General features: G+C 59.3%; 21 protein-coding genes. 9 read left to right on the forward strand and 12 right to left on the reverse strand.

The features are described from left to right. Positions 1–29: 29 nt before the first annotated feature. Together ACR3EP_RS13495 and ACR3EP_RS13500 are read right to left on the reverse strand one after the other, a co-directional pair. Complete coding sequence (locus tag ACR3EP_RS13495) at positions 30–797, reverse strand: glycerophosphodiester phosphodiesterase family protein (protein WP_480638295.1); 768 nt, start codon at positions 795–797, stop codon at positions 30–32. Next, positions 794–1249, reverse strand: coding sequence for a RidA family protein (locus tag ACR3EP_RS13500; protein ID WP_170515801.1), 456 nt, complete (start codon positions 1247–1249; stop codon positions 794–796). The genes ACR3EP_RS13495 and ACR3EP_RS13500 overlap by 4 nt, the downstream gene beginning before the upstream one ends. Before the next feature lie 328 nt (positions 1250–1577). On the opposite strand from ACR3EP_RS13500, the gene ACR3EP_RS13505 reads away from it, so the two are divergent. Together ACR3EP_RS13505 and ACR3EP_RS13510 are read left to right on the forward strand one after the other, a co-directional pair. Beyond that, the gene (locus ACR3EP_RS13505) at positions 1578–2357 is read left to right on the forward strand and encodes an MlaA family lipoprotein (protein ID WP_170349851.1); all 780 of its coding nucleotides are present in this window, start codon (positions 1578–1580) and stop codon (positions 2355–2357) included. Next, a complete protein-coding gene (locus tag ACR3EP_RS13510; protein WP_480638297.1) occupies positions 2347–2955 on the forward strand; it encodes an MlaC/ttg2D family ABC transporter substrate-binding protein in 609 nt (202 codons plus the stop codon). The genes ACR3EP_RS13505 and ACR3EP_RS13510 overlap by 11 nt, the downstream gene beginning before the upstream one ends. A 60-nt stretch (positions 2956–3015) precedes the next feature. Here ACR3EP_RS13510 and ACR3EP_RS13515 read toward each other — a convergent pair whose 3' ends face one another. Genes ACR3EP_RS13515 through ACR3EP_RS13530 form a run of 4 tightly spaced genes read right to left on the reverse strand, consistent with a single transcriptional unit; the run spans position 3016 to position 7183 of the window. After that, a complete protein-coding gene (locus ACR3EP_RS13515) occupies positions 3016–4113 on the reverse strand; it encodes an ABC transporter ATP-binding protein (protein ID WP_170349754.1) in 1098 nt (365 codons plus the stop codon). 3 nt (positions 4114–4116) lie between these two features. Further along, positions 4117–5016 (reverse strand): carbohydrate ABC transporter permease, encoded by a 900-nt coding sequence (locus ACR3EP_RS13520; RefSeq protein ID WP_170349753.1) that lies wholly within the window; start codon positions 5014–5016, stop codon positions 4117–4119. Continuing rightward, positions 5009–5881: a carbohydrate ABC transporter permease gene (locus ACR3EP_RS13525; RefSeq protein ID WP_480638300.1), complete on the reverse strand. Its 873-nt coding sequence runs from the start codon at positions 5879–5881 to the stop codon at positions 5009–5011. Before ACR3EP_RS13525 ends, ACR3EP_RS13520 begins: the two co-directional genes overlap by 8 nt. 57 nt (positions 5882–5938) lie before the next feature. After that, entirely contained in the window at positions 5939–7183 is a 1245-nt protein-coding gene (locus tag ACR3EP_RS13530; RefSeq protein WP_170349751.1) for an ABC transporter substrate-binding protein, read from the reverse strand. A gap of 219 nt (positions 7184–7402) precedes the next feature. Here ACR3EP_RS13530 and ACR3EP_RS13535 point away from each other — a divergent pair, with 219 nt between their 5' ends. Both ACR3EP_RS13535 and ACR3EP_RS13540 read left to right on the forward strand, forming a co-directional pair. Continuing rightward, positions 7403–8140: a response regulator transcription factor gene (locus tag ACR3EP_RS13535; RefSeq protein ID WP_170349750.1), complete on the forward strand. Its 738-nt coding sequence runs from the start codon at positions 7403–7405 to the stop codon at positions 8138–8140. After that, a complete protein-coding gene (locus ACR3EP_RS13540) occupies positions 8137–9588 on the forward strand; it encodes a sensor histidine kinase (protein ID WP_480638302.1) in 1452 nt (483 codons plus the stop codon). The genes ACR3EP_RS13535 and ACR3EP_RS13540 overlap by 4 nt, the downstream gene beginning before the upstream one ends. A gap of 4 nt (positions 9589–9592) precedes the next feature. Here the strand turns inward: ACR3EP_RS13540 and fliP are convergent, their stop codons facing one another. The 4 genes from fliP to fliF are packed head-to-tail and all read right to left on the reverse strand — an operon-like array spanning position 9593 to position 12789. After that, positions 9593–10324, reverse strand: a complete 732-nt coding sequence (gene fliP, locus ACR3EP_RS13545; RefSeq protein WP_480638303.1) for a flagellar type III secretion system pore protein FliP — start codon at positions 10322–10324, stop codon at positions 9593–9595. After that, positions 10324–10611, reverse strand: coding sequence for a FliM/FliN family flagellar motor switch protein (locus tag ACR3EP_RS13550; protein WP_170360799.1), 288 nt, complete (start codon positions 10609–10611; stop codon positions 10324–10326). The genes fliP and ACR3EP_RS13550 overlap by 1 nt, the downstream gene beginning before the upstream one ends. Further along, complete coding sequence (locus ACR3EP_RS13555) at positions 10604–11200, reverse strand: FliH/SctL family protein (protein ID WP_480638305.1); 597 nt, start codon at positions 11198–11200, stop codon at positions 10604–10606. The genes ACR3EP_RS13550 and ACR3EP_RS13555 overlap by 8 nt, the downstream gene beginning before the upstream one ends. Then, positions 11200–12789, reverse strand: coding sequence for a flagellar basal-body MS-ring/collar protein FliF (gene fliF / locus ACR3EP_RS13560; protein ID WP_480638307.1), 1590 nt, complete (start codon positions 12787–12789; stop codon positions 11200–11202). Before fliF ends, ACR3EP_RS13555 begins: the two co-directional genes overlap by 1 nt. A 119-nt stretch (positions 12790–12908) precedes the next feature. On the opposite strand from fliF, the gene ACR3EP_RS13565 reads away from it, so the two are divergent. The 5 genes from ACR3EP_RS13565 to ACR3EP_RS13585 are packed head-to-tail and all read left to right on the forward strand — an operon-like array spanning position 12909 to position 17543. Then, positions 12909–13406 (forward strand): flagellar basal body-associated FliL family protein, encoded by a 498-nt coding sequence (locus ACR3EP_RS13565; protein WP_480638309.1) that lies wholly within the window; start codon positions 12909–12911, stop codon positions 13404–13406. A 9-nt stretch (positions 13407–13415) separates the two neighbouring features. Then, positions 13416–13922 carry a hypothetical protein gene (locus ACR3EP_RS13570; protein WP_480638311.1) on the forward strand — a complete coding sequence of 169 codons (507 nt, stop codon included), beginning with the start codon at positions 13416–13418 and terminating at the stop codon, positions 13920–13922. Then, positions 13919–14494: a MotE family protein gene (locus tag ACR3EP_RS13575; RefSeq protein ID WP_170410821.1), complete on the forward strand. Its 576-nt coding sequence runs from the start codon at positions 13919–13921 to the stop codon at positions 14492–14494. The genes ACR3EP_RS13570 and ACR3EP_RS13575 overlap by 4 nt, the downstream gene beginning before the upstream one ends. A 38-nt stretch (positions 14495–14532) precedes the next feature. After that, positions 14533–15402, forward strand: a complete 870-nt coding sequence (gene motA / locus ACR3EP_RS13580; RefSeq protein ID WP_480638313.1) for a flagellar motor stator protein MotA — start codon at positions 14533–14535, stop codon at positions 15400–15402. Further along, on the forward strand, positions 15399–17543 hold the full coding sequence (locus tag ACR3EP_RS13585; protein WP_480638315.1) for a hypothetical protein: 2145 nt from the start codon (positions 15399–15401) through the stop codon (positions 17541–17543). Before motA ends, ACR3EP_RS13585 begins: the two co-directional genes overlap by 4 nt. Before the next feature lie 65 nt (positions 17544–17608). Here the strand turns inward: ACR3EP_RS13585 and ACR3EP_RS13590 are convergent, their stop codons facing one another. Both ACR3EP_RS13590 and ACR3EP_RS13595 read right to left on the reverse strand, forming a co-directional pair. Beyond that, complete coding sequence (locus ACR3EP_RS13590) at positions 17609–18952, reverse strand: MmgE/PrpD family protein (RefSeq protein ID WP_480638317.1); 1344 nt, start codon at positions 18950–18952, stop codon at positions 17609–17611. After that, positions 18949–21390, reverse strand: coding sequence for a GcvT family protein (locus ACR3EP_RS13595; RefSeq protein ID WP_480638318.1), 2442 nt, complete (start codon positions 21388–21390; stop codon positions 18949–18951). Before ACR3EP_RS13595 ends, ACR3EP_RS13590 begins: the two co-directional genes overlap by 4 nt. Positions 21391–21440: the final 50 nt, after the last annotated feature.

A 21440-nucleotide genomic window follows, 5' to 3' on the forward strand; every position in this document is an offset into this window, starting at 1 on the left:
ATCTTTATCTGTGACACCAGGGGGCAGGTTCAACCCGGATGTGGGGCCAAATACCCTTCGAAGGTCACGTTATCGGCAACCCTTCGGGCCCGAGCCTCTTGCTCGGCCGAGCGTACGGTCCAACACAGAACCGGCACGCCGCGCGCTTTCAGTTCGGCCACGCGGGGGCGGGGCAGATCGGCGACCTCATGGCTGATAAAGCTGGCGCCGACCCTGTCGAAATCGGGTATGTCGCGCAGGTGATCGCAGACCTTCTGCGGCAACAGCTCGACCTTGGGCTGGTAAGAACAGGTCACCAAACCGCGCGGCAGATGGGGGGCAAGACGCGCCAGTTCGGCCACGCTGTTGGGATTGAAAGACATCAAGGCCACCGGTCCGTCATACCCCTGCAAGGCCCGCACTGCGTCAGCCTCAAGTGATCCGACATTGGGACCCATTGCGCCGTCCTGATCCTTGAACTCGATCAGCAGGGGAACCTTGCCGTCCACCAGTGCAAGCACGTCGTCCAGCGTCGGAATACCATCATCAGCATGCAGCAGCTGCGTCGCCTGCGCCTGTGTCGCTGTCACTTGCTGAATAGGGCCGGGCTGCCCGGTCAGGCGTGTCATGTCGTAATCATGAAACACCATTGCCCGGCTGTCCGAAGTTCGCTGCAAATCAATCTCGATCCCGTACCCGGCCTCGACAGCCGCACGGATGGCCGCCCGGCTGTTTTCCGGGCGGTTATCCGAAAGGTCATGCAGCGCCCGATGCGCAATCGGGGCCTGCAGGAAAACTGACGGCAAGGTCGGTGTCATTGAACCTCGAAAATACCTTCGATTTCGACGGCCACGCCCAGCGGCAGTGCCGCGGCGCTGACGGCCGAGCGGGAATGACGGCCAGCCTCACCCAGGGCTTCGACCAGGAAATCCGACGCCCCGTTGATCACCTGCGGTTGTGCGGTGAAATCGGCGGTTGAGTTCACGAAACCGGTCAGTTTGATCACGCGCACCAGCTTTTCGATGTCACCACCACAGGCCGCTTTGACCTGCGCCAGCAGGTTGATTGCGCACACCTTGGCCGCCGCTGCACCGGCTTCAATTTCCATGTCATCGCCCAGCTTGCCGGTGATCAGATCGTTATCCTTGGAAATCTGGCCCGAGACATAGACGATGTTGCCCACCCGAACGAAGGGTACATAGTTCGCCGCCGGCGCAGGCGCGTCCGGCAGGTTGACGCCCAGGCTTTCCAGTTTTGCTGCGATGCTCATGAAGTTTCCTCCCAATCTTTGAGTCGGGGCGAAGCTAACCGGGAAGACCGGGATCGGAAAGTACGAAAACGGGGATAGACGACCCAGAGCGGTCAGCGTAACTCTTCCTATGCCGAACAGTTGAACCTGTACCACTTTACGTAAGTACGTCGCACAGGTTAAACGCTTTTTGTTTCATACTGGTTGCGAAACGTATATGTGACATCGGATTGGGCCATGCTATGTGGCCACGGGCAGTATTGATTGACAGTTCGGGCGTGTGGAACCCGAACGTTTAGGAGTGGCAAAGACCGTGTTGAGCAGACCCCGCCTGAAGCACCTTATCGTCATGTCCGTGATGGCATTCCTTAGCGCCTGCGCCACGCGACCGCCGGAGGGGACCCCGTCGAATGAGGTGTTCGATCCCTATGAGAACACCAACCGGGGCATTCACAAATTCAACCTGGGCGTTGACCGGTTTCTGTTCCGTCCGGCCTCGAAAGGCTATGTCAAGATCGTACCCGATCCGATGGTGACAAGCTTTAACCATTTCGCTGAAAACCTGACGATGCCCGGGCAGGCGCTGGACTACCTGTTGCAAGGCAATGTCAAACAATCCGGCAACGCTTTGCTGCGCTTTGTGGTCAATACCACTGTGGGCGGCTTGGGCCTGTCTGACCCCGCTGCCGAGTTGAACCTGCCGCCGGTGGATACCGATTTCGGCGAGACCCTGCATGTTTGGGGCGTTGGCGAGGGCGCTTATGTCGAGCTGCCTTTCTATGGCCCGTCAACCCAACGGGATGCGATTGGTGTTGTAGTCAATCTATTCTCGAATCCGATCAATTTCACACCGGTCCGTCCGGTGGACAATATCGGCGTATATGCCGAGGTCGTCCGCCGCATGGGTGATCGGGGCCGGTTCTCGGATACGGTGGATTCAATCCTGTATGAAAGCGCCGACAGCTATGCGCAGGCACAGACAATTTACATCCAAAACCGCCGCTTTGAACTGGCACGCGACGATGAGGACGCCTATCTGGGTTTGTACGATGACCCTTATGCAGATATCGGGACTGACCCAGTCAGGGACCCCTACCTAGACCCCTACGAGGACCCCTATGCCGAATAACCATCTGAACCGACGCGGTTTTATCGCCACTGGCCTGGCCAGTGCGATGCTGACCGCCCTGCCCGCCTTTGCCCAGACCGAAGCCAGCGCCAAGGCACTGGTTGTCAGTGTCGTGGACGATATCAACCGCGTGATCGCCTCGGGCAAATCCGAAAAGGCGATGATCCGCGATTTTGAAAAGATCTTCGTGCAATATGCCGATGTGCCGATCATGGCGCGCTATGTGCTGGGGGCAGATGGCCGCTCAGCAAGCCCCTCGCAGATCAAGCAATTCACCAAAGCGTTTCAGGGCTATATTTCCAACAAATATGGCCGCCGCTTCCGCGAGTTCATTGGTGGCCAAGTCACAGTTCGCAATGCCCGCAAAATCAAGGCGGGCTACGAGGTGCGCACCTCGGTCAAGTTGCAGGGGTCTTCCCCGTTTGAGGTGACATTCCTGGTGTCGGACAAATCGGGCCGCGACAAGTTCTTCAACATGTTCATCGAAGGGGTGAACATGCTGCTGACCGAACGGACCGAGGTCGGCGCCATGCTGGATGCGCGTGGGGGCGATCTGAACCGCCTGATCAAGGATATGAACCGAAACAAGCTCAGCTGATCCGGTTCACAAATGAAAAAGCGCCGCGCGATTGGTTTCGCGCGGCGCTTTTTTTTGGGTTTAGTTCAGGCGTTCGCCAGTTTCCTTGGCGAAATAGGACACCTTGCTCATGTCAAAGGCCAGGTTCAACATCTTGCCCGCCTGCGCACTGGTTTCCGCGTGCAGCCGTGCAGTGACCTGTTTGCCGCCCAGTTCCGAGACCACATAAGTATCAGCCCCCGCCGGTTCGACCATGTCGACCATACAGGAGGCCTCTTGCACACCATCACCGGCACGGAACCCGGCCTCGGCAATGTCTTCGGGGCGCAGGCCCAGAATCACATCCTCGGGCAGTGACAGATCGCGGGCATCGTTCAGAACCAGTGTCTCGCCCGTTTCACGTGCAATGGCGATCTGCGTGCCCGGGCCGGTCTTGGACGCTTGCGCCGGGATCAGGTTCATCGCCGGTGAGCCCATGAAATCAGCCACAAACAGGTTGGCCGGGTTGTTGTAGATTTCAGCCGGGCTGCCGATCTGCTGCACGATTCCACCTTTGAGAACCACGATCTTGGTCGCCAGCGTCATCGCCTCGATCTGGTCATGGGTCACGTAGACGATCGAGGCATCCAGCGTCTGATGCAGTTTCTTGATCTCGGTTCGCATCTCGACCCGCAGCTTGGCGTCAAGGTTCGATAACGGCTCGTCAAACAGAAACAGTTTGGGATCGCGCACCAGCGCCCGACCCATCGCCACTCGCTGACGCTGACCGCCTGACAATTGGCTGGGGCGGCGGTTCAGCAGCGGCTCGATCTGCAGCAACGAGGCAACCTCGTTCAGCTTGGCCTCCTGCGTCGCCTGATCGACCCCGCGTACCTTCATGCCAAAGGTGATGTTCTTGGCCACCGACATGGTCGGATACAGAGCATAAGACTGGAACACCATCGCGATGTCGCGATCCTTGGGGCTGACATGGGTCATGTCCTTACCCCCGATGGACAGCGTGCCGCCGGTAATTTCCTCCAGCCCCGCAATACAGTTCAGCAGGGTGGACTTGCCGCAACCCGAGGGACCGACCAGCACCAGGAAATCACCCGGTTCGATCGAAATGTTGATGTCCTTCAGAACCTCGGTTGCGCCGTAATTCTTGTACAGATTGTTGATATCGAGGATGGGAGCCATGGGTTATCCCTTCACTGAGCCAGCGGTCAGACCGCGGATGAAATACTTACCGGCGACGACATAAACGAGCAGCGTCGGTAGCCCCGCGATGATCGCGGCGGCCATGTCGACGTTGTACTCTTTGACGCCGGTGGTGGAGTTTACGATGTTGTTGAGCGCCACGGTCACGGGCTGCGTTCCCGCCTGGCTGAACGACACGCCGAACAGGAAGTCGTTCCAGATCTGCGTGAACTGCCAGATAACGGTCACCACGATGATGGGCAGCGACAGCGGCAGGAAGATCGACCAGAATATCCGCAGGAATCCGGCCCCATCGACCCGTGCCGCCTTGGTCAGCTCGGCCGGAATGGTGACATAGTAATTGCGGAAAAACAGTGTGGTGAAACCGAGGCCATAGATCACGTGGACGAAGATCAGACCCGGAATGGTCCCGGCGATCCCCATCATGCCCAGCAGACGCGCCATCGGCAGCAGCACAACCTGAAACGGGATGAAGCAACCAAACAGCATCAGCGAGAAGATGATATTAGCGCCTTTGAACCGCCATTGCGCCACGACATAGCCATTCAGCGCGCCCAGCAGGGTCGAAAGGGCCACCGCAGGCACCGCGATCAGGACCGAGTTCCAGAAGTAAGGCCGCAGCCCTTCACACTGGATACCGGTGCAAGCCCCGGACCACGCGGTTTTCCAGGCGTCAAAGCTGACCTCACGCGGCAGCGAGATCAGGCTGCCTGTGCGAATTTCCTCAAGGCTTTTAAGCGACGTGGTCAACATCACGAAAAGCGGCATCAGGTAATACAGCGCGAACAGGCCCAGCAGGACATACAGCAACCAGCGCAAGGCGATCTTGCCCGTGGCGCTTTGGGTGCGGGTTTGGGTTTGGGGCATCGACAGATCAGTCATTTTTCGCCCTCAGCTCTGAGTAAAGATAGGGAACCACGATGGCAAAGACGACAAGCATCATGATCATCGCGGAGGATGCCGCCTGACCGATATCGCCGCGCGAAAACGCCATGGCATACATGTAAGTGGCAGGCAGATCGGTCGCGTAGCCCGGACCGCCGCCTGTCAGGGCGATGACCAGGTCAAAGCTCTTGATCGCAAGGTGCGCCAGCACGATGAACGCCGACAGGAAGATAGGAGCCATCGACGGGATGATGATCGCCGTATAGATGCGCCAAGTGGGAATACCATCGACCTGCGCGGCCTTGATGATTTCGCCATCCACAGACCGCAGACCTGCCAGAAACAACGCCATGACAAAGCCCGAGCTCTGCCAGATAGCAGCGATTACGATCGTATAGATCGCGTAGTCAGGGTTCACCAGCCAGTCGAACTCGAAATTCGGAAAGCCCCAACCCTGCACCATGGATTCAATGCCCAACCCGGGGTTCAAAATCCACTTCCAAGCCGTGCCAGTCACGATCATCGACAGCGCCATCGGGTACAGGTAAATCGTCCGGATCGCTCCTTCGACGCGAATCTTCTGATCCAGCAGGATGGCCAGCAGCAGACCCAGGATCATCGCGATCACGATGAACAGTGCACCGAAGATGTAAAGGTTGTTGATTGCCGTATCCCAGCGGGGTGAATCAAACAGGCGCTCATATTGGATGAACCCGTTGATCTCATATTTCGGCAGTAGTTTAGATCGTGTCAGCGACACCCATGCGGTCCATCCGATAAATCCGTACACAAAGATCAATACGGCGATGAACGACGGTGCCAGCACCACCTTGGGCAGGTGGTTTTCCAGCCATTCGGACATTTTAGCCTCCGGGGAAAGATGCTCTGCCCCGCATTATAGGGGGCAGAGCGTATTGGATCAGTAGCTGTTTGCCACCGCGTCCGCCAGTTGCTGAACCGCGTCAGCCGAGGACATATCCGAGTTAAAATGCGCGGTCACAACGTCGGTGATCGCACCGGACTGCGACCCGCGCAGCGCCATGCCATGGGCATAGGACGGCAACAGCGAACCAGCGTCCGAGGTCGAGCCCATGTCTTCAGCCGACAGGTTGGCGCAGATGTCAAAATCATCCAGCGCCACGTCGGTGCGGGCAGGGATCGAGCCTTTGTTCAGATTGAATACCTTCTGGAAGTTCGGCGCCACGATCAGCTTGGCCAACAGGTCTTGACCGGCTTTCTTGTCATCTCCGTCCACGTCGAACATGGCAAAGCTGTCAACGTTGTACAGATAGCCGTCGCCGGGGGTCGAGGCGCACAGGAAATCTTCGCCGGGCTTCTTGCCAGCGGCCAGGAACTCGCCCTTGGCCCAGTCACCCATGATCTGGAAAGCGGCCTCGCCGTTCATCACCATGGCAGTGGCAAGGTTCCAGTCACGGCCCGAGAAGTTCTCGTCGACATAGCCGCGCAGGGTACGCATCTGATCAAAGACCTGAACCATCGTGTCCGAGGTCAGCGCCTCGGGGTCCAGATCGACCAGCGCTTTCTGGAAGAATTCGGGCCCGCCGATACCCAGAACCACAGTTTCAAAGACGGTCGCGTCCTGCCATGACTGACCACCATGGGCCAGCGGGATCACACCGGCAGCCTGCAGCTTATCAGCAGCAGCGTTGAACTCGTCCCAGGTGGTCGGCATTTCGATGCCATTTGCGGCCAGAACATCAGCATTGGCCCAGATCCAGTCTACGCGATGTACGTTCACTGGTGCGGCGCACCATGTGCCCTCGCACTTCATGTGACCTGCGATGGATGCGGGCAGCACATCCGCCCAGCCTTCGGCGTCGGCCACGGATGAGATATCGGCCAGAACGCCCTCTTCGTACCATTCCTGAATTGCGGGGCCTTTCAGCTGAACTGCGGTCGGCGCGTTTCCGGCCAGCACCCGGGCACGCAACGCGGTCATGGCCGCGTCACCGCCACCACCTGCAACCGGCATATCGGTCCAGGTTCCGCCATTCGACGCGAACTCTTCCTGCAGTACGGCGACCGACTTGGCCTCACCACCCGACGTCCACCAATGCAGAACCTCGGCCTGCGGCTCGGCCAGAACCGACGACCCGGCCACAACGGCCAATGTCGAAACGGTGGCGAATGCAAAATGCTTCATTGTCTGTTTCCTCCCTAGAGAACTTAGTGACTGCTGATGCAGCGATGCCCGTTATTCTGAGACCAGTTCGTCATCTGGCAACGCTGAATCCGCGCCAAAGCCCGGCAACTACCCAAAAATTCACTGCTTTTGTTACAGCGTGTTACGTTGACATTGAATCTGTTTCCGTTCGTTACAATGGATGATGTCGGAGCAGCAGAAACTGGGAGGACAAACCGCGTGAGCATTCCGCGACTTTTGGTGGTGGATGACGACCCTGAAATGCGGTCGATGATGACCCAATTCCTGCATCAGAACGGGTTCGTCGCCCTGCCCGCCAGTTCCGAGGCTGAAATCCGCAACCATCTGACAGCGGGACGGATCGACCTGATCCTGCTGGATGTGATGCTTGGGGATGAGAACGGAGTCGAGATCTGCGCCCGCCTGCGGGCTGAACAGGACGTGCCGATCATTCTGGTTTCGGCCCTGTCAGCCGACCATCAGCGCATGGCGGGGTACGAGGTCGGGGCCGACGACTATATCGCCAAGCCTTTCAACCCGCAGCTGATGCTGGCGCGGGTTCGTGCTGTGATGCAACGCGCCCGGCGTACGCCGTCGCTGGCCTATCGCCGCCGCACACACCGCTTTCGGTTCAACGACTGGGCCTATGACGGCAAACGGGATGAGGTGCATTCACCCGAAGGCTACCTGGTTCCTCTGTCGCAACGGGAAACTGCGCTGCTCAAGGTTTTGCTGGCCAACCCGCATATCCCCCTGACTCGGGATGAAATCGCCGCTGCGCTGGACGTCACCGGCAGCGCCGACAAACCCGAGGCGCAGGGTCGCGCCATCGACATGCTGGTTGGTCGGTTGCGTTCGAAAATCGAGGTCAACCCGAAAGACCCGCAGATGCTGCGTACCGAACGCGGGGTTGGCTATGTCTTTGCGGCCGAAGTGTCGGTGGAAGAGGACGCATGACCACACACGCCCCGCGCCTGCGCAGCCTGGGCTGGATCTGGACAGGGGCCGCCTTTGCCTCGGGGCTTCTCTCCGCCGGGCTGTGGTTTTCTTCGGCCCGCGCCTGGGACAACTTTCTAACCCGCGCCTATGTCGCAGGGTTTTCCGTCTATGAAGAGCTGCGGGTCAGCAAAATCCCCCCGCCGGGGATCACGATCACCCCCTTGTCCCCCGAAGCTGCGCAGTTGGCCGATGCCGGGCGGTTCGAGCAACTGCCCGGCCTGTCGGATCGCAGCTTTGTCACCAACCTGTCGATCCTGACCGACAACACCGCCCCCCTGGCCGGGCGCGAACTGACGCTGGCGGTGATGTCCGACCGGCTGGTTTATCCGGTGTCTGATCTTCTGTCCCGCGTTGACCAGACCGGGGCCGAGAAGATGGGCAATCTGACCCGCCTTCTGGCCACCTATTGCAGCGAGCCAATCCTGGTCGCCCGGTTCGGACACAGAGGCTGGCAGCAGGTGGACGGCACCAATATCTGGGGTTGCAAGGCCGCCCCTGGCGACCTGCGCCTGCCCGCCATTCTGGCCGCCATCGTGGCTTTGGCGGTCATCCTGACATCGATCGGCAATGTCTCGGACAGTTTCACCCGGTTTTCCAACGCCCTGCGCGGCCGCAAACGCCGGGGCGGGCCGAGCAGCTATGATGCCGACGGCCCGGCGGAACTGCGCGACATCGTGTCAGCCGTGAACGACCATCTGGATGCAGAGCGCATGCAGCTTGAAAAACGCGCTACCGTTCTGTCCGGTGTCAGTCACGATCTTGGCACCCCTGCCACGCGTGTTCGCCTGCGCGCGGCCCTGATCGCCGATGACGAACTGCGCGAAAAGCTTGAGGCCGATGTGGATCAGATGACGGGCATGATCGAAAGCGTGCTGACTTACACACGCTCGGAACTCAGCGTTGAAGACCCCCGTCAGATTTCCCTGACCGCGCTGGTCGAGTCTGTGGTCGCTGATTATCAGGACATGGACCTGCCGGTGACCCTGAAGAAAATCGCCCCGGTCGCAGTCGAAGGCGCGCCATCGGTCTTCATGTCCCGACGCGGGCATGGATCCTTGCCCGAGACACGGCGGATGCTGGTGATGGGGCGGCCAATCTCTCTGAAACGGGCGTTAACAAATCTGATCGACAACGCCCTGAAATACGGCCGCCATGCCGAGGTGCAGCTGGAAACCGACGCCCGTACCGCGACCATCACGGTCGAGGACAAGGGTGCCGATCTGTCCGTCACTGATATCGAAAACCTGATGGCACCGTTCCGGCGCGGATCGAACATCGGATCCTCAGACGGGTTCGGTCTGGGCCTGACAATCGTGGCTACGATTGCCGAACAGCATGGGGGCTCCCTCAGTTTTGAGGCCGGGGACCAGGGCTTGCGTGCGCGGTTGCAAATCACCCGGCAGTGATATCTCATGTCATATAGCTGCGCACCAACGCCCCAGCGATCAGAGACCATCCATCCGCAATAACAAAGAACGCCAGTTTGAATGGCAGCGATACCGTCGCGGGGGGAACCATCATCATCCCCATGGACATCAGCACCGCCGCCACAACCAGATCAATGATCAGAAACGGCAGGAAAACCAGAAAACCAATCTGAAAGGCGCGTGCAATCTCGGACAGCATGAAGGACGGCATCAGGATCGACAGCGGCGCCTCGGGCGTCAGGGCGATAGCGTCACCGCCAGGTCGCAAGGCCGCCATCGCGTGAAACGTGTCCGGGTCCAGCCGCGCGGCCATAAAGGCTCGGAAGGGCTGAATGGCAACCTGCAACGCGGGTTCGACCGCCATGGTTTCTTCGACCATCGGTCGAATACCGGTGGCCCAGGCCTCGGAAAATACGGGCTCCATGATGAAATAGGTCAGGAACATCGCCAGGCTGACGATCAGCATGTTCGGTGGCGATTGCTGCAATCCGATCCCTTGACGCAGAATGGCCAGAACGGTGATCAGAAACGGAAAACAGGTGACCATGATCGCCAGCCCAGGTGCCAGGCTGAGGATCGTGATCAAAAGGATCAGCTGGATGGTCCGCGCCGAGATCGACCCCCCCTCGCCCAATGACAGCGACAGCTCTTGCGCCGCAGCCAGAGACGGGGACAGCGTCGCCAGCGCAACAACCAACCAAAGCAGAAGCCGCATCAACCGATCCCGTTCTGCAAATCAGCAATCTCTGTCAGGCGCACAGCAAGCTGCCCGGCCTGATCGCCCTCCATCTCCTCCAGCAGGCCGCGGGCGACCAGTTGGTCTCCGACATACAGGTCGACCGGGTCCTCGATCCGCTTGTCCAGCGTCAGCACGGCGTTCTCACCCATGTTCAGCAGGTCGCGGATCAGCGGACGCGCACGCCCGACCGAAACCGTAACCTCAATCGGAACCGCCTCGAACGGATTGGCTTTTTCGGGTTTCGGAGTTTGGGGATCATTCATGATTCACTGCCTCTTTTGCCTCAAATACATATGCGTCAAATGCCCCCGCGACCGCGGCGAGCAGACCGCTGCAATCCACCTCACGCTGGGTTGTGCCGACCTGCAACCGGGCCTGTCCTGGCTCTAACGAAGGGTCTTCGATCACGCGAGTGGGTGAGGACAGTTCCTGCGGTAGCAGGGCCTCTACCCCAGCCGCGCGCCCCTTGGGCACGAAGATTTTCATCGGCTGGCCAATCTGTTCCCGCGCCATTTCGGTCAGCTGTTCGGCCAACCGGACAGCAAAACCGCGATCCAGCGTTTCGGGCAGGACAGTGTCCACCAGGCTCTGGAACATCGGGTCCAGCGACAGCGTCATGCGGGTGACAGCCTCATGATAAGTAAAGGACATGTCCTCCAACGATCTGGCCAGCCCGTCTGAGACCTGACCTCGGCTTTGTTCTTGCGCCTGAAGCGCGTCTTCCCAACCGGCGCTATAGCCTTGCTCGAACGCTGCCAGCCGCTGTTCCTCCAGCGCGTCCTCGTCCAGCAAGCGCAGCTTGCCACCCCCGGCTTGCAGCGTGAAATCCTCAAGAAGATGAGCAATCGACATCAGACACGCTCCTCACCTTCTTCAAGCCAGCTGCGCAAGATCTCGACGGTCTCTTCCTGTTTATCGCCGATCATAGCCCGCAACCGGTCGACCGGATCAGCGCCCGCCTGCGCGGCCAGTGCCGGGACGTCGCCAGCGGCAGTCTGGCCCGGCAGCGCGCTAAATTGTCCGTTTTCGTCAGTCGCTATCTCGCCGGTCAGAATGGCCTCGGGCTCAGGAGGTGCCCCGGCGGGCAGCAAGGCCGGGGCCATCGCCGGTTTGGTCAGGATCGGACGGATCACGAAGAGCCCAAGCACCAGCGAGACAATCGCCAACACTGCCATCTGGATCAGCGACATCGCGTCGAAATGAACCTTTTGCCAGATCGAGGCCGCTGCCAATGTGCCCTGCGGCTCTACCACCGGCAGGTCCAGCGATTTCAGGGTGATGACGTCCCCGCGTTCGGCGTCGAACCCCACGGCCGAGGCCACAAGCTCCTTCAAGGCCTCCATCTCGGTTTCGGGCATCGGCTCAAATGTCTCGACTCCGGTCGCATCCACGGACCGTGTGCCGTTGACCAGAACCGCAACCGTCAGACGCTTGATCGCACCGGGGGCATTGTGGACTTCCAATTCGGTTTCCGAGACCTCGTAATTCACCCGTTCCCGCGTCTGCGTCGCGTTCGAATTCGATTCGTCCCCACCCGCGCCATCGCCATCCGGCAGGTTCGAGGCCACGGTGACATCGGCAGATTGGTTGCGGGCGCTGTCCGAGCGTTCCTCGACATCAGTGCTGATGGCAACGCGGCCATTGGGGTCAAAACGGCGTTCGCGGATGGATTCGGTCTTGGTCACGGTGTCGACGCTGACCTCAACCACAGCATTGCCCGTGCCGACGCGCGCCTCGACCAATCGCATCACACGCTCGCGCAACTGGCGCGCCTTGTCATCTGCCGTATCCGCAGCGACTGCGGTCTCCTGCGCGCCGATCACCGCCCCGTTCGAATCGACCACGGTGACATTCTCAGGCGCCAGACCACTGACGGCAGACGCCACAAGAAACCGGATCGCCTTGGCCTGATCGGATGTGATCAGCGCCCCTGACGGCACCAGATAGACCGAGGCCGTCGGCGCCACGCTGCGCTGAAACGGGTTGTTCGATCCGTTGGCAATATGAACCCGTGCCTGGCTGACATGAGGGCTGCCAACGATGGTTCGGGCCAGCTCACCTTCTTTTGCGCGCCAATAGGCGGCATCGAACATCTGCGAGGTGGTGCCAAACCCGCTAAGTGAATCCAACAGCTCATAGCCTTGATTGCCGTTGGCGGGCATCCCCTCGCTGGCGAGTGTCATGCGCAGCTCATCTCGCTGTGATCCGGGCACGTAGATCGAGGTGCCCCGAATCTCATAAGGCACCCCGCGCTGATCCAGCGAGCGGACGACATCCCCCGCCGCGCCACTTTCCAGCCCGGCATAAAGCAAGGTCATCGACGGCGCCGTGACCATCCGCGACATCGCAAGGACCCCAAGAAAAACCAGCACTACTGCACCGGCGACGATGATTTGTTTACGCCTGTCCAAACTTGCCCAGACAGTTCCGATCTGCTGCACGATCACCTCCGACTCGCCGACATTCTGCCCGGCGCATCCCTTGTTTGAACGATTGCCCTTAACAATCGGTTAGTCCCTGCCGGGTTATGACGATTGCAGAACGGACAAATGAGGACGTCATGACTGACGCGGCTGCAGAACAGGCAGAAGTACCAAAAAAATTTGGGAAAAAAGGGATGATCATAGGGGTGATTCTGGCCGTGGCCGGGGCGGCTGGTGGCTATTTCCTGACCACCTCCGGGTTACTTACTTTTGGTGGCAAGCCCGCAATGGAAGACGTCAAGGAAACGGATAAGGGCAAGGCTGTAAAGGCCCTGCCGCAAGTGGGATTCATCGATCTGCCGCCGGTGATCGTGTCGGTGAACGCAGGCGATTCGCGGCATCTGAAATTTCACGCTCAGCTAGAGGTGAACAGCGAACACGCCGCCGATGTCGAAAAGATGAAACCCCGAATCATGGACATCCTGAACGGGTATCTACGCGCGGTCGAAGTCTCGGACCTTGAAGATTCTCTGGCCCTGATGCGCATCCGCGGCCATCTGCTGCGCCGCATTGAAATCGTCGTCGGAGAAGGCCGCGTGCGCGACGTTCTCGTGATGGAATTCGTTTTGAACTAGGAGGCGAAATTGGAGCTGATTGCAGATATTTTGCTGGTCGCCGGCGCGCTGGGTGCGGGTCTGTATTGTTTCGTGCTGTCCCGACGGCTGAAACGCTTCACCGATCTGGAAAAAGGCGTGGGCGGCGCGGTTGCTGTTCTGTCGACCCAGGCGGATGAGCTTAAGAAATCCCTGGGTGCCGCACGAGCAGCCTCGGACCAGTCCGGTGCGGAATTGAAAGAGCTGACGCAGCGGGCCGAATCGGTGGCGCAGCGGTTAGAGCTGATGATGGCTTCGATGCACGACGTCGTTCCATCGCAAGATAAACCCGACCAGTCGACCGACCCCGAAGAAGATATCAGCGCCGCACCCGAGGAACAGGCGGAATCCGCCGTGCCTGAGTCAGATGAAGTCGCTGAAACGATCGCAGCGCCCGAGAAGCCAAAAAAGGACGCGACCGCCCCAAAACCGGCCAAGCGGCCGGGCGGCTTGATGTTCTTCCGCCACGATCGCTCTCAGGGTGAGGCCGCATCATGACCCGCCGGAAAGCCGATAGGCGCCCAAAAGGTGGCGTGCTGGCCGTCATCTCTTTGCTGATGATCGGGTCTGCCGCGATTCGTCTTGGGCTGGAAGCAGGACCAGCGTTGGCAAAAACTGCCGAACCTTATGCCCCCAAAGTCAAACACGCACAGGCCGATCTGCCCGGCGCACAGGTCCTGCTGACCGAACTGCTGCGCCGGGAAGAAGCGTTGAAAAAGCGCGAGGCAGCAGCGCTTGACAAGGAAAAGGCATTGGCCATCGCCGATCAGGCGATCGAGATGCGACTGGTTGCCCTGCAAGAGGCCGAAGAGGCTCTGCGCGCGACGCTCGCCATTGCCGAAAAAGCTGCCGAGACCGATCTGACGCGCCTGACGGATGTCTATCAAAGCATGAAACCCAAGGACGCCGCAGCGTTGTTTGAGACGATGGACCCAAGCTTTGCCGCCGGATTCCTGTCTCGCATGCCGCCCGATGCGGCTGCTGGTGTTCTGGCCGGGCTGCGCCCCGAAGCCGCCTATACCATCAGCGTCATAATGGCAGGCCGCAACGCCGCCGCCCCACAGGAATAAAACTCTAACCCCGCACAGGATTTTGCTGGAGATCACCCATGATCGGAATAATCGGAATTGTCGTCATTTTCGCCATGGTGTTCGGCGGTTATCTGGCTGCGGGCGGCAAAATGACCATCATTTTGAAATCACTTCCTTTTGAGATGATGATGATTGGCGGTGCCGCTGTCGGTGCCTTCCTGATCAGCAATGACATGAGCGCCGTCAAACACACCCTCAAAGACATGGGCAAAGTGTTCAAAGGACCAAGATGGAAACCTGAGGACTACCGCGACCTGCTGTGCCTGCTGTTCTCGCTGATCCGTATTGCCAAGGCCAACCCGGTCGAGGTGGAACAACATATCGAAGACCCGGAAAATTCACCTCTGTTCTCGGCTTACCCGAAAATTCAGGGAGATAAAGAGGCCGTTGACCTGATCTGCGATACGATGCGCGCCGCCTCGATGAACTATGATGATCCGCATCAGGTGGAAGAAGTTCTTGAAAAGCGGATGGAGGCGAACTTCCACCATGCCATGCATTCCAGCCACGCCTTGCAGACGGTTGCGGATGGCCTACCCGCTTTGGGCATCGTTGCGGCGGTTCTTGGCGTGATCAAGACGATGGGTTCGATTGACCAGCCCCCCGAAGTGCTGGGTAAATTGATCGGCGGCGCCCTGGTGGGGACCTTTCTTGGGGTGTTTCTGGCTTATGGCCTGGTCGGACCTTTCGCGGGCAAACTGAAAGCTGTCGTCGAAGAAGACAACCACTTCTACCAGCTGATCAAAGAAGTGTTGGTCGCCAATCTGCACAACCACAACGCTGCCATGTGCATTGAGGTTGGGCGTCAGAACACCCCAACCCACAACCGCCCTGATTTCACCGAGTTGGAAGAAGCGTTGAAAGAACTCAAACAGGCAGCCGCATGACCCGGTTTGCATTCTTATTCTCGGCGTTCATCGCCGGGGCCAGCGGAGCCGCAGCGCAAGATCTGACGGTGCGCTCGGGTGAGCATGAAGGTTATACCAGATTGGTGGTTCAAGTGCCTCAAGACACCGATTGGGTTCTGAAACAGACAAAAAACGGCGCACGCCTGAACGTCGCGCTGAAGGATGTGACATACCGAACCGGCACCGTCTTCCAACGCCTGACGCAAAACCGACTTGCCGCGATTTCGCAGGCCGAACCAGGCGGTGCACTGGAACTGGAGTTCGGTTGCGATTGTGTCGCTTCGACCTTTCTTTTCAAAAGTACGATGATTGTGATTGATATCGCGCCCGGCACCTTCCTGCCGCCGCTCACCAGTGATATTCCGGCCCCGGTCCTGTCCAAATCCCCAAAAGAAATCAAAACGACAGGCCCGGAGCAGACCATTGCTGCACTGGCCCTGCCGCTGTTGAACCTCAACGCGAACGGATTCGAAGACCAGCTTTCGACCCGGCTGCTGCAGGGGGCGGACCGCGGAATCATTGATCTGAACATTGCGCCGGTGGGGCCACGCGCATCCAACGGGAATCAAAGCCTGTTTTTGCCAGCCGGTGTTGAATTGAATGTTCAAGTGACTTCGATTTTGGACGGTTTGAACGGGCTTTTGGGTCCGGATGTTCCAAAAGTGGAACGGCGCCCACCCTGCGTATCCAGCGCCGAGCTGGCTTTTGACCGTTGGTCTGACGAGCGTCCGTTTCCAGAACAAGCCGCGCAGCTTCGATCAGAACTGTACCAAGAATTCGATACCATCGACAAAGAAAGCGCGCTGAAACTGGCGAAACTGTACGCGCATTCCGGGTTTGGCGCCGAAGCGATCCGGGCGTTGGACCTGCTGGACGAGCGATCTTTGGAAACCGAACACATCGCGGCCATTGCCCGTGTTCTGGATGATGGGCCGCTGATCGAAGACAATCCGTTCCAGGGCTTGCAGCGTTGCGAGGGCGATGTGGCTTTGTGGGCGGCGATGAGTGAAGGCACCTTGCAAGGCGACGCCAATCTAACGGCTATCGAACAGTCTTTTGCCCGCTTACCGGACCATCTGCGGCGCCATGTCGGCCCGGCCTTGTCGGACATTCTGGTAGACGGGGACGAGTTAGAAGCCGCCCGGCGGATCTTGCGCTCGGTCGATCGCGTCAAGACGCAAACCAGCGCAAATGTCGCGCAGGCAAAGGCCAAGGTTGCAACGGCCGAAGGTGACGCCCCCCGGACCGAAGCCTTGCTGACTGAAGCGATCGAAGCGTCAGACGCCACGCTTGAGGCGCCGTTGGCACTGGCCCGACTGGTCGACAAACGTTGGCTGGAACGTGGCGCAATCTCTCCTCAGGAACTGGATCTGGCGGAATCCTACACGATTGAGTTTCGCCGTTCTGACATCGGCCCCCTGATGAAACAAACCCATATGGTCGCGCTAAGCCTGAGTCAGGAATTCGATGCCTCTCTGGATTTGGTGGCAGAGCTGACAGAGGATGCGGAATCCGCGGACGCTCTGAACCGTGCGGTGCTTATCCTGACCGAACGCGCTGATGATGCGACCTTTTTGCGCCGCGTCCTGATCTTGTCACATAAGCATTCTCAAAATCTGACAACCGACACAGCCCTTGCCGTTGCTGACCGACTGGCAAAGCTTGGGTTTTCACAACATGCATACGCACTAGCAAAGCGTCCTCAGGACAGGCTGAGGCGGGGTGAGCGTGCCCGTCTGCGGGCCAAAGCCGCGCTATTGGATCAGCGTCCGCATCAAGCGATGCTGGAACTGGACGATGATCAGACGGACGCAGCGATTATGCTACGGACTGAAGCCCTGATTGCAGCAGAGGATTTTGCGGCGGCGGGTGATCTGATGCGCAACTCAGGTCGTGAGGATGAAGCAAACCGCTTGTTCTGGTTGGCCGATCTACCAGAGCAAGTGAATTTGGAAAATCACACCAAATTCGATCAGGTCGTCCAGACATCCCAAGGTCTAACAGCCGCACCGGCCCGACTTCCTGAAACGCCCCTGGCCGACGCGGAGAACCTATTGAGGGACAGCGTGGAAACCCGCAACAGGATTGCGGAGTTGTTTGCCATATTGAGTCAGCCGTGAGTACGGCTCTAACGCGGACACTCTCCTGAAATTTGTCGACACGCGCGACGTAAGCGACACATTTTCTAAGGATCAAATATCAACGGAGACAAGTCAGACATCCGAGAGTCCGGCGCGACCCAGCCCAAAATTGCATCCCGAATTGCCGCAGCCCGGGTCGGGCCGATGACTGGCTTTGCGAATTCCAAGTACTTGGTGATCACTTCTTCGCGGCTGATGGGGGCCTCGGGACCGCCTCGGGCGTGGACATCTCCAGAGTCGAAAATCTGCCCATCCGTGGTTTCGATACTGACATCGGCCCAACGCCCCTTGGGGAAGCGGGCATTGTGACGATCACTCTCGGCCACGTGAATACGGGGTATCAGCGCGGCCACTGCCGGGTCCGAAAGACCGGAGCCGGAAATATGCTCGACCCCGATCCGACCGTAAAGCGCCTGCACGGCCACCGCGAAAGGCAACGAATACTGTGCCTGAGAGGTCGTGCCGGGCATTCCGGCATACAGGCAGGCACCCTGATGGAATGTGTTGATCTGAATAGACCGGATTTGCGCATGAGACAGGTCATTGTCCCGCATTACCGCCCGGACACCGTCGATTGCGGCATGGGCCCAACGGCAGATTGGGTAGGGTTTCACGTATTGATGCTCGACCTGCCAAAACTGGCCTAGATCGGCCCAATGAGGCGCGGCGGTTTCTGCCTCGATCGTGATGGCGGGGGCACCGGTAAAGCCACGTTCGGCCAGAATAGCGGCTGAAACTCCGACAAGCGCACCCCAACCCGATCCGTCATGCAGCATCGTGGGGTTGGCAATCTCGCGCATCATCTGACTGCGGGGACCGTGATATTCGGCGATACCCATCGCCTGCCGCATCTGATCCTGCGAATGGCCGCGCAGACGGGCGGCCATCGCGACTACACCCAACGCGTTCCATGCACCTGACGTATGGTAGTCACTGACCGAGGCATGCAGCGACAACCCCGCGCGCCCGGCAATTTCATAGCCGGTGATCACCGTCGCCAGTGCTTCGGGGCCCGTCAGATCCGGGCGATGGGCGGCCATGGCGATCAGTGCGGGCAAAACCACGACACCAATATGCCCCTTGGTCGGGTTATAACCGTCATGCCCATCCAGGTTATCCGTCTGGGTCGCCGCCGCATAAGCCGCCCCGGCCATGCTGACCGGACGCCCGTCGAACATCATCCGGGCGCTGTAGTCCGAATCAGAGCTGCCATGGAGCAGGGCCGCCGTGTCGCGTGCGATCACCCCGGCCTCCATCGGGCCAGAGGCGATCAGGATGCCCATCGTATCCAGCATCATCAGCGCAGCCGCTTCCTTGGCGCTGTCGGGCATCTGATCGGCAGATCGGTTCAGGGCAAAATCTGCAACGCGGGCGAAAGTTCCGGTCATGAGACGCCTTCGACGACCGGCTGAATATCACGCAATTTGAGACCTTTGGGATCGAATGGCGGTTCCGAGAGGATTCTGGCGCTGTGCGGCTTGCCCAGAATGTAGATTTCGACCGTATCGCCGGGGCCGGCCACCTTGGGGTCGGCATACCCAACGGCCAGGGACTTGCCCACCGAATAGCCATAGGCACCCGAGGTCACCCGGCCCACAGGCGTACCATCTGGCATGAATATCGGCTCACCTCCGGTGGCATCAGCGTCAACGGCATCAACCTCAAAGATCGAAAGCACTTCGCGGGCAGAATTATCTCTGATGGACAGATAGGCGTCTTTGTTTAGGAAATCCTTGTCCAGTTTGATCAGGCCGGCCAACCCGACCTCTTGCGGCCAGTATTCCTGAGAATACTCCCGTCCCCACGAGCCGTAGCCTTTTTCGATGCGCAGCGATCCCAACGCGCGACCGCCAACCGGGCCACCGTTCAGCTCTTTCGCCGCATTCAAAAGCGCGGAATAGAGCCTGATTTGATCGGATTCGGCGCAGTGTAGCTCCCACCCCAGATCACCGGTGAACGAAACGCGGATGGCCAGACAGGTCACCCCGGCCACTTCGATGGGCTGGGACCGCATAAAGCGGAACGCCTCGTTCGAAAGGTCCGCGTTGGTCAGCCGTTGCAGCAGATCGCGCGATTTTGGACCGGCCACGTTGAAGCCCGCAATCCGATTGGTGGCAACCTCGAACGTGGTGCCTTCGGGCAGATCGACCATGTTGAAAAAGCGCTGATGATAGCGTTCCGCCATGCCAGAGCCGATCATCATATACTCATCCTTGGCCACTTTGGTGATGGTGAAATCACCGGCCACGCCACCGCGAACCGAGATCAGTGGCGTCAGGCAGGACCGTCCCACTGCAGTCGGCACCCGATTGGCCACCAGACGATCCAGCCAGTCATACGCGCCCGGCCCCTTGATCACGTAGTTGGCGAAGTTCGAGATATCGATGACGCCTACGTTGTCGCGCAGCATCTGTACCTCGCGGCCCACGGGTTGCCACCAGTTCTGGCGGGTGAAGCCGTTGGTTTCGGTCGCACCGGGGTGATCTGCGAACCAAAGCGGGTGTTCCCAACCGCAGTTCAGTCCAAAGACGCAGCCCATATCTTTCTGCATCTCGTAAGCGGGCCGCACACGGGCGGGACGGCCAGCGCTGCGTTCTTCGTTCGGGAAATGGATGGCAAAACGGTGGGTATAGACATCCTCCACCTTGGCCTTGGTGAATTTCTTATCGGCCCAGTCGCCAAACCGCGCCAGGTCCCAGGCGAACATGTCATATTGCGGCTCACCCTCGACCATCCATTGCGCCGCCAACAACCCGAGGCCACCGGATTGCGAGAAGCCGGGGATGATACCGGTACAGCAGAAATAGTTCTTCAGTTCTGGCACCGGCCCCCAGATCGCGTTGCTGTCCGGCGACCAGATCATCGGGCCGTTGATCACCCGTTTGACCCCGGCTGTTGCCGCCACCGGCACACGTTCGGTAGCGCGGATCACGTTCTCCATGATCCGATCCAGATCGTCGGGGAACAGGTCATGCGCGAAGTCCAGCGGCGTACCGTTTTCGGCCCAGAACCGCATGTCTTTCTCATAGGCCCCGATCAGCAGACCGTTTCCTTCCTGACGGAAATAATACTCACCATCCCGATCGGCGATCGAGGGCAGGCGACGGCCCAGTTCCGCAACCTCGTCAATCGCCTCGGTCACGAAATACTGGTGCTCGGTCGGTTGCAGCGGCAGTTCAATCCCGGCCAGCGCCGCGACTTCTCGCCCCCACAGACCCCCGGCATTGACCACCCATTGCGTGTGGATATCGCCCTTTTCAGTGCGGACAATCCACGATCCATCGGGTTGTTGTTCCGTCCCTATTACAGGGCAAAACCGCTCAATCGTGGCCCCCATGGCGCGCGCACCCGCAGCATAGGCCATGGTCACACCCGAGGGGTCCACATTGCCGCCATCGGGTTCGTACATGATACAGCGAATGTCGTCGAACTGCGCCAGCGGGTGCAGTTCCTTGGCCTGTTCACGGCTGATTTCGTGGAAGTTCAGGCCGTAGAATTTTGCCTTGGCCTCTTGCAGACGCAGCTGATGCTCGCGGTCCTCGGTCTGCGCCAGATACAGCGACCCAGGCTGGAACACGCCGCAGCCCTGCCCGGTTTCCTTCTCCAGCTCTTTATACAGGTTCATCGTATAATGCTGGATACGGGTGATATTGTTGTTGTCGTGCAGCCCGTGAATATTCGCTGCCGCGTGCCAGGTCGATCCCGAGGTCAGCTCATCCCGTTCTAGCAAAACCGCGTCGGTCCAGCCGAGCTTGGCCAGATGATACAGGATCGAACAGCCAACAAGGCCTCCTCCGATCACAACGGCCTGGGCGTGGGTTTTCATGGGTGTGACCTCCTGCTGGCGGGCGCATGAACAGCACCCTGTCAGGAAAG

Source organism: Ruegeria sp. BB10, assembly GCF_056535725.1.